The sequence below is a fragment of the Bacillus sp. CGMCC 1.16607 genome (assembly GCF_042683745.1).
GTDB lineage: Bacteria > Bacillota > Bacilli > Bacillales > Cytobacillaceae > Pseudoneobacillus.
Genome location: NZ_JBHUJX010000008.1, coordinates 671342 through 694422 on the forward strand (window position 1 = coordinate 671342; position 23081 = coordinate 694422).

Consider the following 23081-nt stretch of genomic DNA (forward strand, 5'->3'; position numbering starts at 1 on the left):
AATTAATTATTAAGGGGGTACATATTTTGAAAAAGCGTAAATTTGGATTAGCGCTATCTCTTGTACTTGCTGCTGGAACTCTTTTAGGAGCATGCGGAGCAAAAGACGAAGATGCAAAAGGTGGAGACACAGATAAAAAAGGTTCAGATTTCAAAGTAGGTATGGTTACTGACTCTGGTACGATTGATGACAAATCATTCAACCAAGGTACTTGGGAAGGGATTCTACAAGCTAAAGACGAGTTAGGAATTAAAGAGAAATATTTAAAGCCAACAGGAACTACTGAATCAGATTACTTAAAAGAAATTGGTAACCTGTATGATGCTGGTTATAAATTTATCGTTACACCTGGTTTTAAATTTGAAACAGCTGTTTTCCAAGCTCAAGATAAATATAAAGATGCAAAGTTTGTAATCATTGATGGTAACCCACACTCTGGAGACTTTAACCCAGTGGTTAAAGAAAATACAGTTTCTATTTTCTTTGCAGAACATGAGTCTGGTTTCCTTGCTGGTGTTGCTACAGCTCTTCAAATTAAAGAAGGCGATGCAGGATTTATCGGTGGTATGGAAATTCCTCCAGTACAAAAGTTTAACTGGGGCTTCCAACAAGGTGTTAAATATGCTAATGAAAATTTAGGCACTAAAATTTCGATTAAAAAAGAGAACGTTATTTATCAAGGTAGCTTTGATAATTTAGCAGCTGGTGGACAAATTGCTGCTCAAATGTTCGACCGTGGTGTAAAGGTAATCTTTGCAGCTGCTGGTGGTGTTGGTGTAGGAGCAATCAACGAGGCTAAAACTCGTGTGAAGGCTGGAGAAGAAGTTTGGATGGTTGGTGTTGACGTAGACCAATATGCAGATGGAATCTATGAAGGTGACAAATCAGTTGTCTTAACTTCAGCAACGAAGAAGATTGACCATGCAGCATTTAACATGATTGAACAAGAGCTAGACAAAAAATTCCCTGGTGGTCAAACAATTATTTTTGATTCTAAAAACGATGGTGTAGGACTTCCTGAAAAGAACCCTAACCTAAGTGAGGAAACAATTTCTTCAGTTAATGATGTTTTTGAAAAAATTAAAAATGGAGAAATTACAGTTTCGGGTGAACAAGGAGATTTATTGAAGTAATCAATTACACAAAAGGGACGGTCTTTCCGTCTCTTTTGTATATTACAGTAGTAAAGAAAGAATATTAACAAATGTCTTTCAATTTGTTTTCATGGGAATATTTCCCTGTTTGGAATAATCCTTATATATGATTGGGGACTCCCTAATATGAAAAGAAATGAGTCTAATTAAAAAGGTGAGTGCTACGATGAGTTATGTTGTTGAAATGTTAAATATAAGGAAGGAATTTCCTGGTATTGTAGCAAATGATGATATTACCCTCACGTTAAAAAAAGGGGAAGTACATGCACTTTTAGGTGAAAATGGGGCAGGAAAATCTACCCTAATGGGTGTATTATTTGGAATGTACCAACCTGAAAAAGGGACAATTAAGGTCCATGAAAAAGAAGTGAAAATTACCAATCCAAACGTTGCTAATCGACTTGGAATCGGGATGGTTCATCAACACTTTAAACTTGTAGAGAATTTTACAGTTACCGAAAATATTATTCTTGGAAGTGAACCGCTAAAAGGTGGTCTAGTCTTAGATATTGAAAAGGCTGCAAAAAGAATCGCTGAATTATCGAAAAACTATGGACTAAATGTGGATCCCTATGCAAAAATCGAAGATATTTCTGTTGGAATGCAACAAAGGGTTGAGATTTTAAAAATGCTTTATCGTGAAGCAGAGGTTCTAATTTTTGATGAACCAACGGCCGTTTTAACACCAAATGAAATTGAAGAATTAATGAAAATAATTCGTAATCTTATAAATGAAGGTAAATCAATTATTATCATTACACATAAATTAAAGGAAATAAAAGCTGTTGCAGATCGTTGTACAGTTATTCGACGGGGAAAAGGGATTGGGACAGTTAATGTGGCTGAAACTAGTGAAGCCACACTTGCAGAAATGATGGTCGGTCGCCATGTTAATTTTAAAGTGGACAAGAAAAAAAGTACACCTGGTGAAGTGGTGCTTAAAATAGATTCTGTTTCAGCAAAAAATAATCGAAAAGTAATGGGTCTTAAGAATTTTTCTCTAGAAGTACGAAAAGGTGAAATTGTTGGGATTGCTGGGGTAGAAGGAAACGGTCAATCCGAAATAGTGGAGTCGATAACTGGACTTCGTAAAGTAGAATCTGGAGAGATATTCCTTAATGGAGATCAAATAACCAATATTCCCATTCGTCAAAGAATTGAAAAAGGAATAGGGCATATTCCAGAAGATAGACAAAAACGGGGACTAGTATTAGATTATACATTGGAATCAAATATGGTTATTGAGGTTTATAATAAACCACCTTTTTCAAAATATGGTTTATTAAATTTTTCTGCAATTAAAAAGTATGCGAGTAAAATAATTGAAAATTTTGATGTTCGTTCTGGAGAAGGAGCTGCATCTATTACTAGAACGATGTCAGGTGGGAATCAACAAAAGGCCATTATCGGTAGGGAGATGGAATTGAATCCTGACTTGTTAATTGCTGTACAACCAACACGGGGGTTAGATGTTGGTTCCATTGAGTACATCCATAAACGAATTATTGAGCATCGCGATAGCGGTAAAGCAGTACTATTAGTTTCGTTAGAATTAGATGAGGTATTGCAACTTTCAGACCGGATTGCCATCGTTAATAATGGAGAATTAATCGGTATAGTCGATGCATCTGAAACCAATGAAAATGAAGTTGGTTTAATGATGGCTGGTGTGAGTAAGGAGAGTAGCGTATGAGAAATACGATTGTTGGATTAATTTCAGTTCTTTTAGGATTGATAGCTGGTGGATTATTAATGTTTTTTATTGGAAGCAATCCAATAGAAGGTTATTCTTACTTGCTTCAAGGTGGGTTGAGAAACATAGAACGGATAGGGAATACTTTAGCAACTGCGACACCACTCATCTTTACTGGTCTTTCTGTTGCCTTTGCTTTCCGTACAGGTTTATTTAATATCGGTGCTTCCGGTCAAATGTTAATAGGTGGCTTATGTGCAACTGCTATAGGTCTAACCTACGACCTTTCAAGACCATTACTTTTAACTCTCATGATTTTAGCAGGGTTAATTGGTGGAGCAATTTGGGCATTTATTCCGGGATTATTAAAAGCAAAATTTAATGTACATGAGGTAGTATCTACCATAATGATGAACTGGATTGCCTATTGGACGATTTACTATATTATCCCTAGTTATTTTAAGGGAGGAACTGAAACTGAGTCAGCCAAGCTTGGAGCAAAAGCTACTTTAATTACTCCTTTCTTAACGGATATGTTCCAGGGATCTTATATTAATTTAGGAATTTTCTTAGCTGTTATAGCTGTAATTATTATTGCATTTATCATTAATAAAACAACTTTAGGGTTTGAATTAAAAGCTGTAGGTTTCAATCGCTATGCTGCAGAATATGCAGGGATGAAAGTAAACCGAAACATCGTTTTATCGATGCTTATTTCTGGAGCGCTTGCTGGTCTTGGAGGAGTTGCTCTTTATACAGGGAATGCTTCAAGTATCCAAATTGGTTTATTACCATCCCAAGGCTATGATGGTATTGCTGTGGCACTTTTAGGTGCAAATTCCCCTATTGGTGTATTTTTTGCGGCACTACTTTTCGGTATTCTTTATTCTGGTACGGGCTTTATGAATGCGATGACCGATATCCCACCAGAAATCGCCAATACAATTATTGCCATCATTATTTATTTTGCTGCAACTAGCGTCTTAATTGAACGATTAATTAGTAAAAGTCGAAAACGAAAAACATCAGCTAAGAAGGGGGAATCATAAGATGTGGACGATTATTGAGCAAATTTTCCCATATGCTATTATTTTTACGATCCCTCTTCTTATTACAGCTTTAGGCGGATTATTTAGTGAACGAAGTGGAATCGTAAATATAGGGTTGGAAGGATTAATGATTGTCGGTGCATTTGGATCTGCAATTACAATTTTTAATCTGCAAGACAAAATAGCTAATCATTCTCTAGTTCTCTGGATTGGAGTTTTAGCAGGCGTAGTCCTCGGTATTCTTTTTTCATTATTACATGCATTTGCTAGTATTAATTTGAGTGCTAACCAAGTTATTAGTGGTACAGCTATCAATATGATTGCAGCTGCTCTGACAATATTTTTAGCAAGAAATATTACTGGAAGTGGGAATATTCGTATAAGAAGTAGCTTTGACCCAACTAATATTCCTGGCTTATCATCTATACCGGTCATAGGTCCGTTATTTTTCACAAGAACGTATCCGACAACATGGTTTATTATAATAGTCCTTTTAGTTAGTACTTTTATTTTATATAAAACAAAATTTGGACTGCGTTTACGATCTTGTGGAGAGTTTCCTCAAGCAGCAGAAGCTGCAGGTGTTAATGTAAGAAGAATTCGTTATTTAGGTGTAATGATTTCTGGTGCTTTCGCTGGGCTTGGTGGAGCAATCATTATCGTGACTTATGGAGGAGAATTTACTGGTACTGTTTCAGGTTTAGGATTCCTGGCATTAGCGTCATTAATTTTCGGACAATGGCGACCATTTGGTGTCTTAGGGGCTACATTGTTTTTTGGATTTGCAAGTACCATTGCAAACGTATCACAAGTTATACCTGAACTTTCAGTTATTCCACCAATTTTATTAAAAATATTCCCATATGTAGTAACTTTAATTGCATTAGTCATTTTCTCGAAATCATCTCAGGCGCCTAAAGCAGCAGGAGAAACATTTGATTCAGGGAAACGTTAATAAATTAATAAAATACATGAAGACTGGCCTAAACAGGTCAGTCTTTTTTTGTTTCAAGATTAGAAAGTATAACATTTTCGGACTTCGAAAATTGTCCAGCTCCAGCGCCTAGCCCCTCGAGGTCAAATGTTCGCCAGCCAAAAAGTCAAAGAACGACTTTCCGGCTGGCGAAGCATTTGCTTGTCGGGGCTGATCAAGGCGCTTGCGCTTTTCTTAGTTTAGGATATCGTATAGGTTTATTAACAAAGGATAAGCTAAAATATAACCTAAATCTTAAATTAGCAATTTAAGGAAAAATAAGTTATCATGTCGTTACATATGATGAAGTAGTGCATATTTAATTTGTAAGGAGGACTTTGAATGCCCGTTCTAGCTGAAACCGTAAAAGAGATGAAGGGATACAAGCTTCATATAGTGAAGACAGATAAATATAAGACGAATACAATTGTTTGGAAAATGAAAGCTCCATTAACAAAGGAAGACGTTACTTTAAGAGCATTACTCCCACATGTTTTACAAAGTAGCTCACAAAATTATCCAACTACTACAAAGCTAAGATCGTATTTAGACGAATTATATGGTACTAGCCTTTATGTCGATTTAGCTAAAAAAGGTGAGTATCAGATTATGAGTTTTTCGATCGAAGTGGCTAATGAAAAATTTTTATCAGACCCTGCTCCATTACTTCAAAAAGCGATTGATTTTTTAGCTGAAATAATAACGAACCCAAATATACAAAATCAATCATTTAACGTTGAGACTGTCGAAAAAGAGAAAAAAACATTAAAACAAAGAATTCAATCCGTTTTTGATGATAAAATGCGTTATTCGAACTTACGATTGGTAGAAGAAATGTTTAAAGAAGAGCCTTACTCTCTTCATGTGAATGGTCAAATGGATGATGTAGAAGGGATAACTGCAGAAAGCTTGTATCAATTTTATCAAAAGGCATTACAAGAAGATGAGTTGGATTTATATGTAATAGGGGATGTTGAAGAAAATGAGGTTGAGCGAATTGTTAACAGCCTATTTCAGTTTGAAAAACGCACACCTAAAGAAGTAATGGACTATAGCAAAAAGGTAGTTGAGTCTACCAATGTGGTAAAAGAAAAACAAGATATTAAACAAGGGAAATTAAATATTGGTTACCGGACTAATGTTGTCTATGGTGATAGTGAATATTTTGCTCTACAAGTTTTTAATGGGATATTTGGAGGGTTTTCTCATTCGAAATTATTTATTAATGTACGAGAGAAAGCTAGTTTAGCTTATTATGCAGCGAGTAGGATGGAAAGCCATAAAGGAATCATGATGGTAATGTCTGGAATTGATTTTAACCATTATGATCAAGCTGTTGGAATAATAGATGAACAGATGGAAGCAATGAAAAAAGGCGATTTCACAGAAGATGAACTAAACCAAACAAAGGCAGTTATCGAAAACCAACTTTTAGAAACGATCGATACTTCTCGGGGAATTGTCGAGGTTCTTTATCACAATGTTGTGGGACATATCAATATTAGCCTAGAGGACTGGTTGGTTGAAATGAGAAAGGTTTCAAAAGAAGATATTATTGCCGTTGCGAATAAAATTGAAATCGACACTATCTACTTTTTAACTGGATTGGAGGCAGGACAATAATGGAGAAAATAACCTTTGACCAGCTACAGGAAGAATTATATTATGAGAAAATGCCAAATGGCTTAGATGTCTATATTTTACCGAAAAAAGGGTTCAATAAGACTTATGCTACCTTTACTACTAAATATGGTTCAATTGATAATCATTTTGTTGCTAAAGGGGATACAGAATTTACTAAAGTACCTGATGGAATTGCCCATTTCTTAGAGCATAAATTGTTTGAAAAAGAAGATGGTGACGTCTTTCAGCAGTTTAGTAAGCAAGGAGCCTCGGCAAATGCTTTTACATCATTTACAAGAACAGCGTATTTATTTTCTAGTACTAGTAATTTTGAGAACAACTTGGAAACATTAATTGATTTTGTCCAAGAACCTTATTTTTCAGAAAAGACAGTTGAAAAAGAAAAGGGGATTATTGGTCAAGAAATTACGATGTATGACGACAATCCAGATTGGAGATTATACTTTGGTCTAATTCAAAATATGTATAAAAATCATCCTGTAAAGATTGATATAGCGGGAACAATCGATTCCATTGCAAAAATTACAAAGGATTTGCTTTATCAATGTTATTATACCTTTTATCATCCAAGCAATATGTTATTGTTCGTTGTCGGATCAGTAGAAGTTAATAGCACAATGCGTTTTATAAAAGAAAATCAAGCGAAAAAGTCGTTTGAGGAACAAGCTGAAATAAAACGTCAATTTGAAGAAGAGCCTAATGAAGTAGCGGAGAAAAAGAAAATATTACAAATGAATGTTCAAACTTCAAAGTGTTTATTAGGGATTAAAGCTTTACAGAGCAAACTTTCAGGTGAGCAATTGTTAAAAAATGAATTAACCATAAATTTATTATTAGATTTACTTTTCGGAAAAAGCTCTGAGAACTACCAAAAGCTTTATTCTGCGGGGCTAATTGATGAAACTTTTTCTTATGATTACACTCATGAAACAGGGTTTGGATTTGCCATGATGGGTGGAGATACACCAGAACCAGATCGCTTAGCCGATTCACTTGAAAAAATGTTAATGGATGCTGCTTCTGGCAATGGGATTTCGGAAGAAGGACTAAATAAGGCTAAAAAGAAGAAAATAGGTGCTTTCTTACGTTCCATTAATTCCCCAGAATATATAGCTAACCAATTTACGCGATATACTTTTAATGATATGAAACTGTTCGATGTAGTGCCGACATTAGAAAAAATTACTCTTGAAGATGTACGATCAGTAGCGTCTGATTTTATTTCAAAAGAACGATTTACTGTTTGCCAAGTCATTCCAAAAAAATAATATTTGAAAGGAATGACTTTTATGGTCATTCCTTTTTCAATGTCTAGGTTTATGAAGGCTATAAGTACAAACCCTCATCTATGTACTAGCTTTCTAATCTTTGAAAATTCCGTTAAAATAAGAATAAAAAATGGAGATCAAATGATGAGTAAATTTGTTTTAATAACTGGTGCAAGTGGCGGGATCGGGCAAGCGATTGCTAAAAAGCTTGCGAAAGAGGGATATAATTTATATTTACACTATAATCAAAATGAACAAAAAATTGTCGAGCTTCTTGAAGAGCTAAACGAATATGAAGGAGAATATATTCCAATCCAAGCCGACTTAAGTGTGTCTAACGGTCATCGAAAAATAACGAATCAGATATTTACATTAGATGCGATCATTCATAATAGTGGTCAATCCCATCATGGAATGTTGATGGATCTAGATGAACAAGTATTAGAGAGACTTATGAATGTTCATGTAGTATCCCCATTACTTTTAACAAAAATGTTATTACCGAAGTTGACGATTAAAAGACAAGGTGGCATCATTGTCATTTCATCTATTTGGGGTCAAACAGGAGGGGCATTTGAAGTGGCTTATTCAACCGTTAAAGGTGCACAAATTTCTTTTGTAAAGGCTTTAAGTAAAGAATTAGCCCTAAATGGAATTAGAGTCAACGCAATTACTCCAGGTGCCATTGAAACTAGCATGATGGCTGATTTTGATCAAGATGATTTACAAAGAATGAAAGAAGAAATCCCTATGGGCCGATTAGGAAACCCAAATGAAGTTGCAGATGGAGTATCGTTTTTGCTTTCTGAACAATCTTCGTATATTACTGGACAAGTTTTAGCGATTAATGGTGGATGGTATATGTAAGTATTTGAAAACGCGGATTTGAGATGAGAGTCCATTTTAGGATGTATAATTTTGACCTCTTGATACAAAATAAACTTGTACTAATTTAAAGGAGGTTTCAATGTATGTCTGTATTAGATAATTGGCAACAATGGAAGGATTTCTTAGGAGATCGCCTCAATCAAGCAGAATCCCAAGGGATGAATAAAGGTGTTATTAATGACCTTGCCTATCAAATTGGAGATTACCTAGCTGGTCAGGTTGAACCAAAAAACGAACAAGAGAGACTACTTTCCGATTTATGGTCAGTCGCAAGCGAAGACGAGCAACAAGCAATTGCCAACATCATGGTTAAACTCGTTCAGAAATAACATTAACTAAGAGAGGGGAAACCTTCTCTTTTTTTGGTGTTTAGGAAACTATAAAATACTCGGATATGGATAACTTCTTAACTTGTATAATCCCACGTCCTGCGCAAGCGTTCTAGCCCCGACGTACAGGAAGTACTAGTGTCGACATGCGACAGGACGCCCGAGCCTCGAGGTCAAATGGCGCCCCAAAGATGAGGTTAAAGAGCAAACCTCCTCTTTGGGCCGGTATTTGCTTGTTGGGGCTGATCAAAGTGCTTTTGCTTTTATTCTCCACCGCATTAACGTACTGGGGGACTGACCCCCAATACGTTAATGCGGTAATGAATTCCTGAATTGGCTGTTTTTGCTTTCATCTTCGTGTAAAATCATATATGATAGTATCAAGGTTTTTGTTGAAAATTGTCACGTATTTTGACAAAGGGGTTTTTTTATGGCGAAGACGGAATGGTATTTAGAATATGAGATTCAAAAAAACCGACCTGGTTTATTAGGAGACATTTCTTCATTATTAGGGATGCTCTCTATCAATATTGTTACGATAAATGGTGTGGATGAAGGTCGTCGTGGTTTATTAATATTGGCTAATGATTATCATCAAATTCAAAGATTAGAGTCTATTTTAGCAACAATGGACACAATAAAAGTAATTAAACTAAGAGAGCCTAAACTAAGAGATCGTTTGGCTGTTCGACATGGTCGTTACATCCAAAGAGACGTAGATGACAAAAAAACTTTTCAATTTGTTCGTGATGAACTTGGCTTATTAGTTGATTTTATGGCAGAATTATATAAGCAAGAGGGCCATAAATTAATTGGAATTCGTGGAATGCCGCGTGTGGGAAAAACGGAATCGATTGTGGCAGCAAGTGTATGTGCGAATAAACGCTGGCTATTTGTTTCATCAACCCTCTTAAAACAAACGATTCGAAATCAATTGATTGAAGATGAATATAACGAGAACAACCTTTTTATTATTGATGGTATTGTTTCAACAAGAAGAGCGAATGAACGTCATTGGCAATTAGTCCGTGAAATTATGCGTTTACCAGCAGTAAAAGTGGTTGAACATCCTGATATATTTGTTCAAAATACAGAGTACAATCTGGATGATTTTGATTATATTATTGAACTGAGAAATGATCCAGATGAAGAGATTACATATGAAATTGTTAATCAAACCCACTTATTCTCTGATTCTGACTTTGGAGGATTTGATTTTTAATATTGGTAGGTGTTAAAAGTTGACAGAATTAGGTAAACGACTAAAAGAAGCCAGAGAAGCCAAAGATATTAGCTTAGATGATTTACAAACGATCACTAAAATACAAAAACGTTATTTAATTGGGATTGAGCAAGGTAATTTTGCAATTATGCCAGGGAAGTTTTATGTTAGGGCATTTATTAAACAATACGCTGAAGCAGTAGACCTAAATCCAGAAGAAATATTCGATCTGTATAAAGAAGAGGTTCCAAATATAGTAAATGCCGATCTGCCTGAGCTATCTAGGGTACAAACGCGTAAAAGTATACCTAGTGATAATTCAAAGGTCAGAGATATGATTCCCAAAATTCTCATTGTTGCATTTTTGCTCGGAGTTGCTGCTTTAATTTATTATGTTTTTATGATTTATGCGGATGATGATAGAAACGAATCTGTAAATAATGGTAATGAAGCTGTAAACTATGATACAGATAAATTAGACAAAAAATTAGAGGACAAGACTGAAAACAATTCTGCTGAAGGTAAAAAGGATAATGATGCAACAGATGTAGATTCTTCAACTGATTTGGATCAAGAAACAGAGATCGTTGAAGAAGTAGAAACACCGAAGCAAGAGGTGACTGTTGTATCTACGAATGGTCGTAATACCGTTTATGAATTGAAAAATTCAGATCGATTTGAGTTAAAACTTGTTTCAACCGGTGCAACATGGGTGAACATGAAAAATGATAAAGGTTTTTCCTTTTTTCAAGGAACGTTAAAGAAGGGTGAAACGGAAAGTCAAACGGTGGACTATTCAAAAGAAAGCGAAGCGGTACTTATTATTGGAAGATCGCTTGACACAGAGATTTATATCAATGATCAAAAGATTGAATATGCTGTCGCACCTACTGATGAAGTAACGCAGAATATCGTTATTCGCTTTATTCCAAAAGAAGAATAGTCATCATGTTGATGACTATTTTTCAACGTGTTTATATTGCAATTGGAGGTTATTGTGGATGAATATCCCAAATAAAATTACAGTATCAAGAATTTTTCTAATCCCTTTATTTTTAATTATCATGTTGGTTCCATTTAATTGGGGGGATATGTATTTACTTGGTGCTACAATGCCTGTTACTCATTTTGTGGGAGCGTTAATATTCATATTTGCAGCTTCAACGGATTGGGTAGATGGTTATTATGCGCGAAAATATCATTTAGTTACGAATCTTGGTAAATTTTTAGACCCTTTAGCGGACAAGCTTTTGGTGTCAGCTGCTTTAATTGTTCTAGTTGAGCTTAGAGATATACCTTCTTGGATGGCAATTCTCATCATTAGCCGTGAGTTTGCTGTTACAGGACTTCGATTAGTTTTAGCTGATCAGGGGGAAGTGGCAGCCGCTAAAACACTTGGAAAAATAAAAATGTGGGCACAAATTGTTGCTATTTCAGCTTTTCTTCTTCACAATACTATTTTCGAGCTGCTATCCATTCCATTTGATGAAATTTCACTTTGGATAGCATTAATCTTTACCATTTGGTCTGGATGGGATTATTTTATTAAAAATAAAGCGGTATTTAAAAATTCGAAGTAAGTATAGGTAGATTACAGGGGGTACTTACATGAATGCAGAAATTATTGCAGTTGGTTCCGAATTATTACTTGGGCAGATCGTGAATACGAATGCCCGTTTTTTATCACAACAATTAGCTGAACTAGGTGTGAATGTATACTACCATACGGTTGTTGGCGACAATGCTAATCGACTTGATCAAGCATTATCGATTGCGGAAAGCCGTTCCGATATCATTATTTTTACAGGTGGACTAGGTCCGACAAAAGACGATTTAACAAAAGAAACCATCTCGAAACACTTAGATACTCCTCTCGTTATGAACATTGAAGCACTTAACTCTATTGAATACTATTTCGAACGAACAAAAAGAGTTATGACAGATAATAATAAAAAGCAGGCATTAGTGCTTGAAGGATGTCATGTTCTTCCAAATGATCATGGAATGGCACCAGGAATGCTTTATAAATCAAACAATAAAATTTATATACTTTTACCAGGTCCACCAAAAGAAATGGAACCGATGTTTCACAGCTATTGTCGTACAGCACTATTAAATGAATTTGATAAAAATGATCGGATTACTTCACGAGTTTTGCGTTTTTTTGGTATTGGAGAGGCAGCATTAGAATCTGAAATTGATGATATTATTAATCTACAAACGAACCCAACAATTGCTCCTTTAGCTTCAGACGGGGAAGTAACTTTAAGGTTAACTGCAAAGCATCATGATGATAATGAAGCTATGCGAATGCTTGATGATACCGAAAAAAACATCCTTTCAAAAGTAGGTCAGTATCTTTACGGGTATGATGATACTTCTTTAATGATGGAGGTTTATAAAGTTCTCCAAAATAAAGGGTTAACGATTTCAAGTGCGGAAAGTCTAACTGGTGGAATGTTTCAAAGTCATCTAACATCGATAGATGGAGCAAGTAGTATATTTAATGGTGGAGTTGTTTGCTATTCAAATGAAACAAAAATGAATATTGTCCAGGTGAAACCTGACACAATTAAAGTTCATGGTTCAGTAAGTAAAAAATGTGCAGAAGAACTAGCAGAAAATATTGCAAACCTAATGCATACAGATGTAGGGATTAGTTTTACTGGAGTAGCAGGTCCTAATAAACTTGAAGGTCACTCAGTTGGTACTGTATTTATTGGGATATCAATCAAAGGAAAGCCCACTTTGGTTAAAAAGTTAGAGTTGGCAGGAAGTAGAGAATCAATTCGTTTACGAAGTGTAAAATATGGTTGTCATTATTTAATAAAATATTTAAACGAGATACAGGTTAAACTCTCATAGTTTTCCTGTATTTTTTGTATTAGTTAATAATTTTGAAATTAAATTTCAGATAATGGATAATAGCGACGTTTTAAGAGGGAATGTAAAGTGAAAATAGCCAAATCGTTCTTACATTCTATCATTTTAATAAGATTTTTTACCAGAAAATAATCGAATAGGTGTTCGATATTTTACTCGACAAACCATTAAAAAACGGTTATAGTAGAGTTAAGTTAAATAGACGTGAGAAAAGCTAGTTGATAGATTCTTCTCACTACAATTAAAGGAGGAGAATAAGTATGAGTGATCGTCAAGCAGCCTTAGAAATGGCTTTGAAGCAAATAGAGAAACAATTTGGTAAAGGTTCCATTATGAAGCTTGGAGAACAAACTGATCGTAAAATATCAACATCCCCAAGTGGTTCTTTAGCTTTAGATGCAGCACTTGGAGTTGGTGGATATCCGAGAGGACGTATTGTTGAAATTTATGGACCTGAAAGTTCAGGTAAAACGACAGTTGCTTTACATGCTATTGCTGAAGTTCAAGCAAATGGGGGTCAAGCAGCTTTCATTGATGCTGAACATGCGCTTGACCCAAGCTATGCTCAAAAACTTGGTGTGAATATTGATGAATTATTATTATCCCAACCAGATACGGGCGAGCAAGCGCTTGAAATTGCAGAAGCATTAGTGAGAAGTGGAGCAATTGATATCATTGTTGTTGACTCTGTTGCTGCTTTAGTACCAAAGGCTGAAATTGAAGGTGAAATGGGCGATGCACACGTTGGTCTTCAAGCTCGTTTAATGTCCCAAGCATTACGAAAGCTATCTGGTGCAATTAACAAATCTAAAACAATAGCTGTCTTTATCAATCAAATTCGTGAAAAAGTAGGCGTAATGTTTGGTAATCCTGAAACGACTCCTGGTGGCCGAGCTTTAAAATTCTATTCAACCATCCGCCTCGAGGTACGTAGAGCAGAAACGTTAAAACAAGGCACAGATATGGTTGGAAATAAAACAAAAATTAAAGTAGTAAAAAATAAAGTTGCTCCTCCATTCCGTACAGCGGAAGTGGACATTATGTACGGGGAAGGAATTTCCAAAGAGGGGGAAATTATCGACCTTGGTTCGGAGCTAGATATCGTTCAAAAGAGCGGTTCATGGTATTCCTATAACGATGAACGATTAGGACAAGGCCGTGAGAATGCTAAGCTATTCTTAAAAGAGAACCCTTCGCTACGCACAGAAATCCAAATGAAAATACGTGATCATTATGGTATGGATTCAGAAAAAGTCATTACTGAGACAGAAGATGAAGAACAGTTTGAACTACTTGATTAATTTCTAAAGGACTAGATTTTTCTAGTCCTTTCATATATATTCTAGTTTTTTTCCTAATTCTCCAATATTCATTTCCCATTCAAAAATGCCCTTGTTGATGACTTCAAAATATTTCTAGTCCTTTCATGACAAACCTTGACAACGTGCTATATGCAGCTATACAATTAAATATGTATATTTTACAATTTTTATGAGTATTGAGACGTTTAAAAGCCTTTGTGCTGTATATTGATAATTGACAATGTACATGCCGACACTTAGAAACGTAAAAAGTTCATAGCAAGAGGAGGTGTAACGATGGAACTCGAAACAATCATCTCCATTTTGCTTGGCCTTATCGTCGGTGCAGTTGTTGGCTATTTTATTCGAAAATCCATTGCTGAAGCAAAAATCGCAGGTGCAAAAAGTGCCGCGGAGCAAATACTTGAAGATGGCAAACGTGATGCGGATGCCCTTAAAAAGGAAGCTCTTTTAGAAGCAAAGGATGAAATTCACAAGCTTCGTACAGAAGCAGAACGAGATGTTCGTGAACGAAGAAATGAACTGCAAAAACAAGAAAATCGTTTACTGCAAAAAGAGGAGAATCTTGACCGAAAGGATGAATCACTTAACAAACGTGAAGTTCAATTGGAGAAAAAAGAGGATTCTCTTAACCAAAGACAACAGCATATTGAAGAGATGGAAAGCAAAGTGGACGAGAAAGTACGAGCTCAGCAAACTGAACTCGAACGTATCTCAAGTTTAACCAGAGATGAAGCGAAGGCAATTATTTTAGATCGTGTTGAGCAAGAACTTGCTCATGACATCGCAATAATTGTAAAAGAATCCGAAAACCGTGCAAAAGAAGAAGCTGATAAAAAAGCAAAAGAAATTCTCTCATTAGCGATCCAACGTTGCGCAGCCGATCACGTAGCAGAAACAACCGTATCTGTAGTAAACCTTCCAAATGATGAAATGAAGGGTCGTATAATTGGTCGTGAAGGACGAAATATTAGGACATTAGAAACGCTTACAGGAATTGATTTAATTATTGATGATACACCTGAAGCAGTTATTTTATCTGGATTTGACCCTATACGTCGTGAAACAGCTCGTTTAGCGTTAGAAAAGCTTGTACAGGATGGGCGTATTCACCCTGCACGAATTGAAGAAATGGTTGATAAAGCGCGCCGAGAAGTGGATGAACATATTCGTGAGATTGGTGAACAAACCACTTTTGAAGTTGGTGTGCATGGATTACACCCAGACTTAATTAAAATTTTGGGTCGCTTAAAATACCGTACAAGCTATGGTCAAAATGTATTAAAACATTCTACTGAGGTCGCATATTTATCAGGGCTATTGGCTGCAGAATTAGGTGAAGATGAAACTCTTGCACGCCGTGCGGGGCTCCTGCATGATATTGGTAAAGCTATTGATCATGAAGTGGAAGGTAGCCATGTTGAAATCGGTGTGGAACTAGCAACAAAGTATAAGGAAAATGCTATAGTTATAAATAGTATTGCCTCTCATCATGGTGATACTGAACCAACTTCAATTATAGCTGTACTTGTTGCAGCTGCCGATGCCTTATCAGCTGCTAGACCAGGTGCTAGAAGTGAAACACTTGAGAACTATATTCGCCGTTTAGAGAAGTTAGAAGAAATTTCAGAGTCTTATGAAGGCGTTGAGAAATCCTTTGCGATTCAAGCAGGTCGTGAAATTCGCATAATGGTTAAACCAGAAGCAATAGATGACTTAGCTGCACATCGCTTAGCTCGAGATATTCGTAAACGTATTGAAGAAGAACTTGATTACCCAGGGCATATAAAAGTGACGGTTATTCGTGAAACTAGAGCCGTAGAATATGCGAAATAAACAATAAAGCGGTGCAATTGCACCGCTTTATTGTTTTTTATCAAACTACATAATAAAATGAACAATTCATACTAATTATTTTTTTGTGCTAAAATATACTAAATGGATGTTTTTAGAAAGGAAATTGTAATGTATATATTATTTGTAGGTGATGTTGTAGGATCACTAGGTAGAGATATGGTAAAAGAGTATGTACCGAAATTGAAGGATAAATACCGTCCCCATATTACGATTATTAATGGGGAAAATGCTGCGGGTGGAAAAGGAATAACAAATGAAATATATCGTCAATTTTTAGAAGTTGGAGCCCAAGCTGTAACTCTAGGCAACCATACTTGGGATAATCGTGAAATATTTGAGTTCATTGATCAAGCAAAATATCTTGTTCGACCTGCAAATTTCCCAGAAGAAACTCCGGGTAAAGGCATAGTTTTTTTAAAAATAAATGACCTTGAGGTAGCCGTTATCAGTTTACAAGGAAGAACCTTTATGAATGCAATTGATTGTCCTTTTAAGAAGGCAGATCGTCTAATTGAAGAAGCTAGAAAAAGAACTCCCATTATTTTTGTTGATTTCCATGCGGAAGCAACTAGTGAAAAACAAGCAATGGGATGGTATTTGGATGGGCGAGTATCCGCTGTTATTGGTACCCATACTCATGTGCAAACTTCTGATAATCGAATATTACCAAGTGGTACCGCATATTTAACAGATGTTGGAATGACTGGTCCATATGATGAGATATTAGGAGTTGATAAAGATTTAATTATTAAACGGTTTTTAACAAGTTTACCAGTTCGTTTTGAAGTTCCAAAAGCAGGAAGAGGAATATTAAGTGCAGCACTTATTCAAATTGATCCGAAAACTGGTTTAGCAAAGAAAATTGAGCGGATTATTATTAATGATGACCATCCATTTTATTCATAGTTAATCCCCCTGCATAAGCAGGGGGATTTTGTAAAAGAATAAATATATTTTTCTTTTACAAATTTTGTCCAAGCTGGAATATGTGATTTTATCCTTGAATATAGTAACAGTGGAATGATTTATCAGTACTATGGGCGATAAAGTTAAGGAGAGATGCCCACTGATAGCCGAATATTTCTACTTTTGATAAATAGGTAACCTGTAAACCTATGAATCAAGTTATTATTGATACCTGATTTGTACATGGTGTTTCATGCGGGATCGGGATTAAACAAGGAGGAGCTAGGAATGGAAATCTTAAAAGTTTCAGCAAAATCTAATCCTAATTCGGTAGCTGGTGCACTTGCTGGGGTTCTGCGTGAAAGAGGGGCGGCAGAAATTCAGGCAATTGGTGCGGGTGCATTAAATCAAGCGGTAAAAGCAGTAGCGATTGCACGAGGATTTGTGGCGCCTAGCGGGGTCGATTTAATTTGTATCCCAGCATTTACCGATATACTGATAGATGGTGAAGAACGAACAGCTATCAAACTAATTATTGAACCAAGATAATTTTTTCGCTCATTACATTTTGCTCGCCAATCGGCGAGTTTCTTTATTAGAACAAAACTCCACAAAGCAGCTAAAATGGTCAGAATGGAGGAAGAGCTAAGTGAAAATTTTCGATGCCCATTGTGATGTATTGTATAAAATGTTTTTAGATCCTACTATCGAATTTCATAAGTCTGATAAATTACAAGTCAATCTTGATCTTATGGAAAAAGTTGGTTCGAAAATCCAGTGTTTTGCAATATATATTCCCGCATCAGTTCATCCTGACCTTGCCTTTCATGCTGCTTTGTATATGATCGATATTTTTTACGAGAAAATAATCAAATTACATCCAAAAATGAGAGTAATTACTAGTAAATATGACATAATGAATTTAAAAAATGATGAAATTGGCGCAATCCTAACTCTTGAAGGTTGTGATGCTATTGGCAAAGATCTACTTAAATTAAAAACACTCCTAAGATTAGGAGTGACATCAGTTGGACTGACTTGGAATTTTGCCAATGAAGTTGCAGACGGTAGCCTTGAAGCTAGAGGTGCAGGTTTATCCAAATTTGGAAAAGAAGTAGTTACATTATTGAATAGTACACAAACTTGGATTGATGTATCTCATCTATCTGAAAAGGGGTTTTGGGACGTTATCGAGTGGGGGGATTATCCTTTCGCCTCGCATTCAAATAGTTATTCACTATGCCCTAATCCAAGAAATTTAAAAGATGAGCAAATTGAAGCAATAATTGAAAGAGATAGTGTTATTGGAATAACCTTTGTTCCATCTTTCCTCTCAGGTAAGAATCAAGCCACAATAGATGATATTCTGAGACATTTAGAACATATGTGTATGTTAGGTGGCGAGAAACATGTGGGTTTCGGTTCAGACTTTGATGGAATTAATGAAATGGTGATAGGATTGGAAAATTTCGGTGATTACTCTTTACTTATAAATGAATTATATAAATACTATACTGAAAATCAAGTAAATGGGTTTTTATTTGAAAATATGAAGAAGAGGTATCCTAAATCATAATATGGAAGGCTGTGGAGTCAATTCGTTTCCACAGTCTTTTTATATGAATTTATTAATATTGGGGAAAACTATTTATTCTATTTATAATTAGAATAAAATATTCATATTTTGTTCAATAATTAGTCAGAAAGGGTTGCAATTTTTTGTTCATAGGTCTAGAATTGAAAGCGTTTAGTACCCATCCAAATAATCCAGCTTATAGCCCGTGGTCATTTGTAAAGGGCATTAAACTCAGTGAATTACTTGGAAAAGTGCTACAATTACTATTGTAACGTTTTTACATATCTAAAGGGGTGTAAGTCATGATCAATCAACTTTCATGGAAAGTTGGAGGGCAACAAGGGGAAGGTATTGAAAGTACTGGAGAAATTTTTTCGATTGCACTTAACCGTTTAGGCTATTATTTATACGGTTACCGCCACTTTTCATCTCGTATTAAAGGTGGTCACACAAACAATAAAATCCGTGTTAGCACAACAGAAGTTCGTTCTATCTCAGACGACTTAGATATTCTAGTAGCTTTTGACCAAGAAACGATTGATCTTAACTACAAAGAATTACATGATCGCGGTGTGATAATGGCTGATGCAAAATTTGATCCAAAAAAGCCAGAAGATACAAATGCTAATTTGTATGCTGTGCCATTTACAGATATTGCTTCAGAATTAGGAACATCCCTTATGAAGAATATGGTAGCAATTGGGGCTACTTCTGCAGTTCTAGACCTTGATATTAAAGTTTTTGAAGCAATGGTGCAAGAAATCTTTGGTCGCAAAGGTCAACAAGTTGTTGAGAAAAATATGGAAGCCATTAAAGCGGGCTTTGAATATATGAAAAAAGAACTTGGTGACGTTGAAACGATGCAGCTAGAAAAAGCTGATGGTAAGCAACGTTTATTCTTAATCGGAAACGATGCGATCGCACTTGGTGCATTAGCTGGTGGAACTCGTTTTATGGCAGCTTACCCAATTACTCCAGCTTCTGATATTATGGAATACTTAATTAAAAAACTGCCAGCATTAGGTGGAACAGTTATCCAAACAGAAGATGAAATCGCGGCTGTCACAATGACAATTGGTGCAAACTACGGTGGTGTTCGTGCCATTACTGCATCATCTGGTCCTGGATTATCTTTAAAAATGGAAGCGATTGGTTTATCAGGTATAACGGAAACACCAATTGTTATCATTGATACTCAACGTGGGGGTCCATCAACGGGATTACCAACAAAACAAGAGCAATCTGACTTAATGGCGATGATTTACGGAACACATGGTGAAATTCCGAAAATCGTTATGGCTCCAAGTACAGTTGAAGAGGCATTTTATGATGCTGCTGAAGCACTAAATCTTGCAGAAGAATATCAATGCCCTGTCATTTTATTAACAGATCTTCAATTATCTCTTGGTAAGCAAACAGTTGAACCTTTAGAATTAGATAAAGTAGAAATTCGTCGTGGAAAACTGTTAACAGGTGAACTTCCTGAAGTGGCAGATAAAGGTTATTTCAAACGTTATGAAGTAACGGAAGATGGCGTATCTCCGCGTGTTATTCCTGGTATGAAACATGGTATTCACCATGTGACAGGTGTTGAACATGACGAAACAGGTAAACCATCTGAATCAGCAACAAACAGAAATGCGCAAATGGATAAACGTTTCCGTAAAGTAGAAAATATTCGTTTTAATACACCTGTTTATAAAAATGCTCCACATGAAGAGGCTGACTTACTAATTGTAGGTTTTAACTCAACTCGTGGTGCAATTGAAGAAGCTATGGGTCGACTTGAGAAAGATGGAATGAAAGTGAACCATGCACATATGCGCTTAATTCACCCATTCCCTAAGGATGAAATCTTGCCGCTTCTTAAATCAGCGAAGAAAATTGCAGTAATTGAAAACAACGCAACTGGCCAATTAGCAAACATTATTAAAATGAATGCTGGTTTTGCTGATAAAATGCATAATATCTTAAAGTATGACGGAAATCCGTTCTTACCACATGAAGTACACACAAAATGTAAGGAGTTGTTCTAAATGGCCACTTTTAAAGAATTTCGTAACAATGTAAAACCGAACTGGTGCCCTGGCTGTGGCGACTTCTCTGTACAAGCTGCGATCCAGCGTGCTGCTGCAAATGTTGGTTTAGAACCTGAAAATTTAGCTGTTATTTCCGGAATTGGATGTTCTGGTCGTATCTCTGGTTATATTAATTCATACGGATTCCATAGTATTCACGGCCGTTCTTTACCAATTGCTCAAGGTGTTAAAATGGCTAATCGTGATTTGACAGTTATCGCTTCTGGTGGTGACGGTGACGGTTTTGCAATTGGGATGGGTCATACGATTCATGCGATTCGTAGAAATGTTGATATCACTTATATCGTTATGGATAACCAAATCTACGGATTAACTAAAGGTCAAACATCACCACGTTCTGCTGTAGGTTTTAAAACAAAATCTACTCCATCTGGATCAATCGAGCCATCTCTTTCTCCAATGGAAACAGCTTTAACAGTTGGTGCTACGTTTGTTGCCCAAAGTTTTTCAACTGATTTGAAAGATTTAACAGCTTTAATTGAAGCTGGTTTAAACCATAAAGGTTTTTCATTAATTAATGTATTTAGCCCTTGTGTAACTTATAACAAAGTAAACACATATGATTGGTTTAAAGAGAACTTAACAAAGCTTTCTGATATTGAAGGATATGATCCATCTAATCGTGAAATGGCGATGCAAACATTAATGAAGCACAATAGCTTAGTGACCGGATTAATTTATCAAGATACAGAACGTAAATCTTATCAAGAATTAATCCCAGGTTTCTCAGAAACACCACTTTCACAAGCGGATTTAAAACTTGATCAAGCTCATTTTGATAAGTTAGCTGCTGAATTTATTTAATAAACAAGTAGTCCACGATAATTTAATTATCGTGGGCTTTTTTGTTTCCAAAGTGAAATTACTAATTTTTGGGGAGATATATGGTAAGATTAAGATATTAAACATAAAAAAATTAAAGGGATTGTGGAGATGAGTAAAAGGAAAAAATTGATGCTGTTTGTTGGTGTGCTGACACTTTGTTTCACTATATATTTTGGATACTTACATATGAAAATAAGGGAATATTCTGATTTAGTAGTATTAGATCATGCAGAATATATGATCATCCTCGGGGCGAGAGTCAAAGGTACTGTTCCTTCATTAGCTCTACAATATAGAATTGATGCTGCAGCCCAGTATTTAACCAAAAACCCTCAAACGATTGCAATTGCATCTGGTGGAAAAGGTCCTGGTGAAGAGATTACCGAAGCTGAAGCGATTAAAAGGGATTTAACCGAACAAGGCATTCATGAATCGAGAATCATATTGGAAGATAAATCTACAAACACGATAGAAAATATTAATTTTTCGAAAAAGCTTATTCCGAATAACCTTGAAAAAGGACTAATCGTTTCAAATGATTTTCATATTTTCAGAGCAAAAATGATTGCCCGAGACCAAGGCATAGATTTAGAAGGACTACCTGCTAAAACACCAACGGTCGCCTTGTTGAAATCCTATACTAGAGAATATTTAGCAATTACAAAATATTTCTTAAATAAATATATTTTTTAATGGGGACAACTAATAGTCCTTTAAAAAATTATGGTAAAATATGAAGGATATAAAAAATAGATGTCGAATTGTTAATTTGTCTTAATATCAAGGGGGATGAACATGTTTTATTCAGTGAATGACTTTTTAGGACTATGGATGTATGAATCAGGTGCCACTCAAAATGTATTAAATCAGCTAACGGATGAATCATTGCAACAAGAAATCACACCTGAGAATTGGAGTTTAGGCCGTGTAGCATGGCATATAACTACAGCAATCCGTTTGTTTACAGCACCGACGGAATTAAATTTCGTCGCTGCCGCAGAGGATTTCCCTGTTCCACGCTCGGCTAAATTCATTGCAGATAGTTACGCACAAAGCTGTGAGGCGTTCTTTGAAGCAATGACAAGTCAATGGAATGATGAGACTTTACATGAGATCGTTGATTTCTTCGGTCAGGAAATGCCTATCGGACAATTGCTAATGATAATGATTCAACATCAAATTCATCACCGTGGTCAGATGACGGTATTAATGCGTCAAGCAGGCTTAAATGTTCCAGGAATATATGGACCATCCAAGGAAGAATGGGCGATGATGGGGCTAGACGCACCACAAATGTAACTTTTAGAATGTACACATGTTGACAATTGTGTTTTACTAGAATATAATTTGAAAAAATCAATAATGAAACATTGATGAGGATTAGTAAAATGAA

At 35.8% G+C, this 23081-nt stretch carries 21 protein-coding genes and 1 other annotated feature (1 of these 22 cut by a window edge); all 21 genes read left to right on the forward strand.

Going from position 1 to position 23081, the window contains the following annotated elements; all coding sequences use genetic code 11:
• Positions 1-26: 26 nt before the first annotated feature.
• The 21 genes from ACFSO7_RS06220 (at position 27) to ACFSO7_RS06320 (ending at position 22987) form a co-directional block, all read left to right on the forward strand.
• Positions 27-1133, forward strand: coding sequence for a BMP family lipoprotein (locus ACFSO7_RS06220; protein ID WP_377876289.1), 1107 nt, complete (start codon positions 27-29; stop codon positions 1131-1133).
• Positions 1134-1320: 187 nt separating this feature from the next.
• Complete coding sequence (locus tag ACFSO7_RS06225) at positions 1321-2847, forward strand: ABC transporter ATP-binding protein (RefSeq protein WP_377876291.1); 1527 nt, start codon at positions 1321-1323, stop codon at positions 2845-2847.
• Positions 2844-3896 (forward strand): ABC transporter permease, encoded by a 1053-nt coding sequence (locus ACFSO7_RS06230; protein ID WP_377876292.1) that lies wholly within the window; start codon positions 2844-2846, stop codon positions 3894-3896. The genes ACFSO7_RS06225 and ACFSO7_RS06230 overlap by 4 nt, the downstream gene beginning before the upstream one ends.
• Position 3897: 1 nt before the next feature.
• Complete coding sequence (locus tag ACFSO7_RS06235; RefSeq protein WP_377876294.1) at positions 3898-4851, forward strand: ABC transporter permease; 954 nt, start codon at positions 3898-3900, stop codon at positions 4849-4851.
• A gap of 360 nt (positions 4852-5211) precedes the next feature.
• Positions 5212-6492, forward strand: a complete 1281-nt coding sequence (gene yfmF / locus ACFSO7_RS06240) for an EF-P 5-aminopentanol modification-associated protein YfmF (protein ID WP_377876295.1) — start codon at positions 5212-5214, stop codon at positions 6490-6492.
• Positions 6492-7781 carry an EF-P 5-aminopentanol modification-associated protein YfmH gene (yfmH, locus tag ACFSO7_RS06245; RefSeq protein ID WP_377876297.1) on the forward strand — a complete coding sequence of 430 codons (1290 nt, stop codon included), beginning with the start codon at positions 6492-6494 and terminating at the stop codon, positions 7779-7781. The genes yfmF and yfmH overlap by 1 nt, the downstream gene beginning before the upstream one ends.
• A 144-nt stretch (positions 7782-7925) precedes the next feature.
• Complete coding sequence (gene ymfI, locus ACFSO7_RS06250) at positions 7926-8648, forward strand: elongation factor P 5-aminopentanone reductase (RefSeq protein ID WP_377876299.1); 723 nt, start codon at positions 7926-7928, stop codon at positions 8646-8648.
• A gap of 104 nt (positions 8649-8752) precedes the next feature.
• A complete protein-coding gene (locus ACFSO7_RS06255) occupies positions 8753-8998 on the forward strand; it encodes a DUF3243 domain-containing protein (protein WP_377876301.1) in 246 nt (81 codons plus the stop codon).
• Between the two features lie 430 nt (positions 8999-9428).
• Complete coding sequence (locus tag ACFSO7_RS06260) at positions 9429-10220, forward strand: DUF3388 domain-containing protein (protein WP_377876303.1); 792 nt, start codon at positions 9429-9431, stop codon at positions 10218-10220.
• Between the two features lie 19 nt (positions 10221-10239).
• Positions 10240-11163 carry a helix-turn-helix domain-containing protein gene (locus tag ACFSO7_RS06265; protein ID WP_377876305.1) on the forward strand — a complete coding sequence of 308 codons (924 nt, stop codon included), beginning with the start codon at positions 10240-10242 and terminating at the stop codon, positions 11161-11163.
• A gap of 58 nt (positions 11164-11221) precedes the next feature.
• On the forward strand, positions 11222-11800 hold the full coding sequence (gene pgsA, locus ACFSO7_RS06270; protein WP_377876307.1) for a CDP-diacylglycerol--glycerol-3-phosphate 3-phosphatidyltransferase: 579 nt from the start codon (positions 11222-11224) through the stop codon (positions 11798-11800).
• Between the two features lie 28 nt (positions 11801-11828).
• On the forward strand, positions 11829-13085 hold the full coding sequence (locus ACFSO7_RS06275) for a competence/damage-inducible protein A (RefSeq protein ID WP_377876309.1): 1257 nt from the start codon (positions 11829-11831) through the stop codon (positions 13083-13085).
• Positions 13086-13363: 278 nt separating this feature from the next.
• Positions 13364-14404, forward strand: coding sequence for a recombinase RecA (recA, locus tag ACFSO7_RS06280; protein WP_377876311.1), 1041 nt, complete (start codon positions 13364-13366; stop codon positions 14402-14404).
• Positions 14405-14701: 297 nt separating this feature from the next.
• Positions 14702-16261: a ribonuclease Y gene (rny, locus tag ACFSO7_RS06285; RefSeq protein WP_377876313.1), complete on the forward strand. Its 1560-nt coding sequence runs from the start codon at positions 14702-14704 to the stop codon at positions 16259-16261.
• Positions 16262-16390: 129 nt separating this feature from the next.
• Entirely contained in the window at positions 16391-17188 is a 798-nt protein-coding gene (locus ACFSO7_RS06290) for a TIGR00282 family metallophosphoesterase (RefSeq protein ID WP_377876315.1), read from the forward strand.
• Between the two features lie 288 nt (positions 17189-17476).
• Positions 17477-17737, forward strand: a complete 261-nt coding sequence (gene spoVS, locus ACFSO7_RS06295; protein ID WP_029281188.1) for a stage V sporulation protein SpoVS — start codon at positions 17477-17479, stop codon at positions 17735-17737.
• 100 nt (positions 17738-17837) lie between these two features.
• Entirely contained in the window at positions 17838-18764 is a 927-nt protein-coding gene (locus ACFSO7_RS06300) for a dipeptidase (RefSeq protein WP_377876318.1), read from the forward strand.
• 302 nt (positions 18765-19066) lie between these two features.
• The gene (locus ACFSO7_RS06305; protein WP_377876320.1) at positions 19067-20800 is read left to right on the forward strand and encodes a 2-oxoacid:acceptor oxidoreductase subunit alpha; all 1734 of its coding nucleotides are present in this window, start codon (positions 19067-19069) and stop codon (positions 20798-20800) included.
• A complete protein-coding gene (locus ACFSO7_RS06310; RefSeq protein ID WP_377876322.1) occupies positions 20801-21667 on the forward strand; it encodes a 2-oxoacid:ferredoxin oxidoreductase subunit beta in 867 nt (288 codons plus the stop codon). It begins immediately after the preceding gene.
• A gap of 129 nt (positions 21668-21796) precedes the next feature.
• Positions 21797-22381 carry a YdcF family protein gene (locus ACFSO7_RS06315; protein ID WP_377876324.1) on the forward strand — a complete coding sequence of 195 codons (585 nt, stop codon included), beginning with the start codon at positions 21797-21799 and terminating at the stop codon, positions 22379-22381.
• Between the two features lie 102 nt (positions 22382-22483).
• Positions 22484-22987 carry a DinB family protein gene (locus ACFSO7_RS06320; protein ID WP_377876326.1) on the forward strand — a complete coding sequence of 168 codons (504 nt, stop codon included), beginning with the start codon at positions 22484-22486 and terminating at the stop codon, positions 22985-22987.
• Positions 22988-23049: 62 nt separating this feature from the next.
• Positions 23050-23081 (forward strand) — a binding site (T-box leader); it runs 184 nt beyond the window's last position.

Bases quoted from the DNA above. Each gene is read 5' to 3' on its own strand.
- ACFSO7_RS06225 (WP_377876291.1), top strand. From the start codon at position 1,321: ATGAGTTATGTTGTTGAAATGTTAAATATAAGGAAGGAATTTCCTGGT.
- ACFSO7_RS06230 (WP_377876292.1), top strand. From the start codon at position 2,844: ATGAGAAATACGATTGTTGGATTAATTTCAGTTCTTTTAGGATTGATA.
- ACFSO7_RS06235 (WP_377876294.1), top strand. From the start codon at position 3,898: ATGTGGACGATTATTGAGCAAATTTTCCCATATGCTATTATTTTTACG.
- yfmF (WP_377876295.1), top strand. From the start codon at position 5,212: ATGCCCGTTCTAGCTGAAACCGTAAAAGAGATGAAGGGATACAAGCTT.
- yfmH (WP_377876297.1), top strand. From the start codon at position 6,492: ATGGAGAAAATAACCTTTGACCAGCTACAGGAAGAATTATATTATGAG.
- ymfI (WP_377876299.1), top strand. From the start codon at position 7,926: ATGAGTAAATTTGTTTTAATAACTGGTGCAAGTGGCGGGATCGGGCAA.
- ACFSO7_RS06255 (WP_377876301.1), top strand. From the start codon at position 8,753: ATGTCTGTATTAGATAATTGGCAACAATGGAAGGATTTCTTAGGAGAT.
- ACFSO7_RS06260 (WP_377876303.1), top strand. From the start codon at position 9,429: ATGGCGAAGACGGAATGGTATTTAGAATATGAGATTCAAAAAAACCGA.
- pgsA (WP_377876307.1), top strand. From the start codon at position 11,222: ATGAATATCCCAAATAAAATTACAGTATCAAGAATTTTTCTAATCCCT.
- ACFSO7_RS06275 (WP_377876309.1), top strand. From the start codon at position 11,829: ATGAATGCAGAAATTATTGCAGTTGGTTCCGAATTATTACTTGGGCAG.
- recA (WP_377876311.1), top strand. From the start codon at position 13,364: ATGAGTGATCGTCAAGCAGCCTTAGAAATGGCTTTGAAGCAAATAGAG.
- rny (WP_377876313.1), top strand. From the start codon at position 14,702: ATGGAACTCGAAACAATCATCTCCATTTTGCTTGGCCTTATCGTCGGT.
- ACFSO7_RS06290 (WP_377876315.1), top strand. From the start codon at position 16,391: ATGTATATATTATTTGTAGGTGATGTTGTAGGATCACTAGGTAGAGAT.
- spoVS (WP_029281188.1), top strand. From the start codon at position 17,477: ATGGAAATCTTAAAAGTTTCAGCAAAATCTAATCCTAATTCGGTAGCT.
- ACFSO7_RS06305 (WP_377876320.1), top strand. From the start codon at position 19,067: ATGATCAATCAACTTTCATGGAAAGTTGGAGGGCAACAAGGGGAAGGT.
- ACFSO7_RS06310 (WP_377876322.1), top strand. From the start codon at position 20,801: ATGGCCACTTTTAAAGAATTTCGTAACAATGTAAAACCGAACTGGTGC.
- ACFSO7_RS06315 (WP_377876324.1), top strand. From the start codon at position 21,797: ATGAGTAAAAGGAAAAAATTGATGCTGTTTGTTGGTGTGCTGACACTT.
- ACFSO7_RS06320 (WP_377876326.1), top strand. From the start codon at position 22,484: ATGTTTTATTCAGTGAATGACTTTTTAGGACTATGGATGTATGAATCA.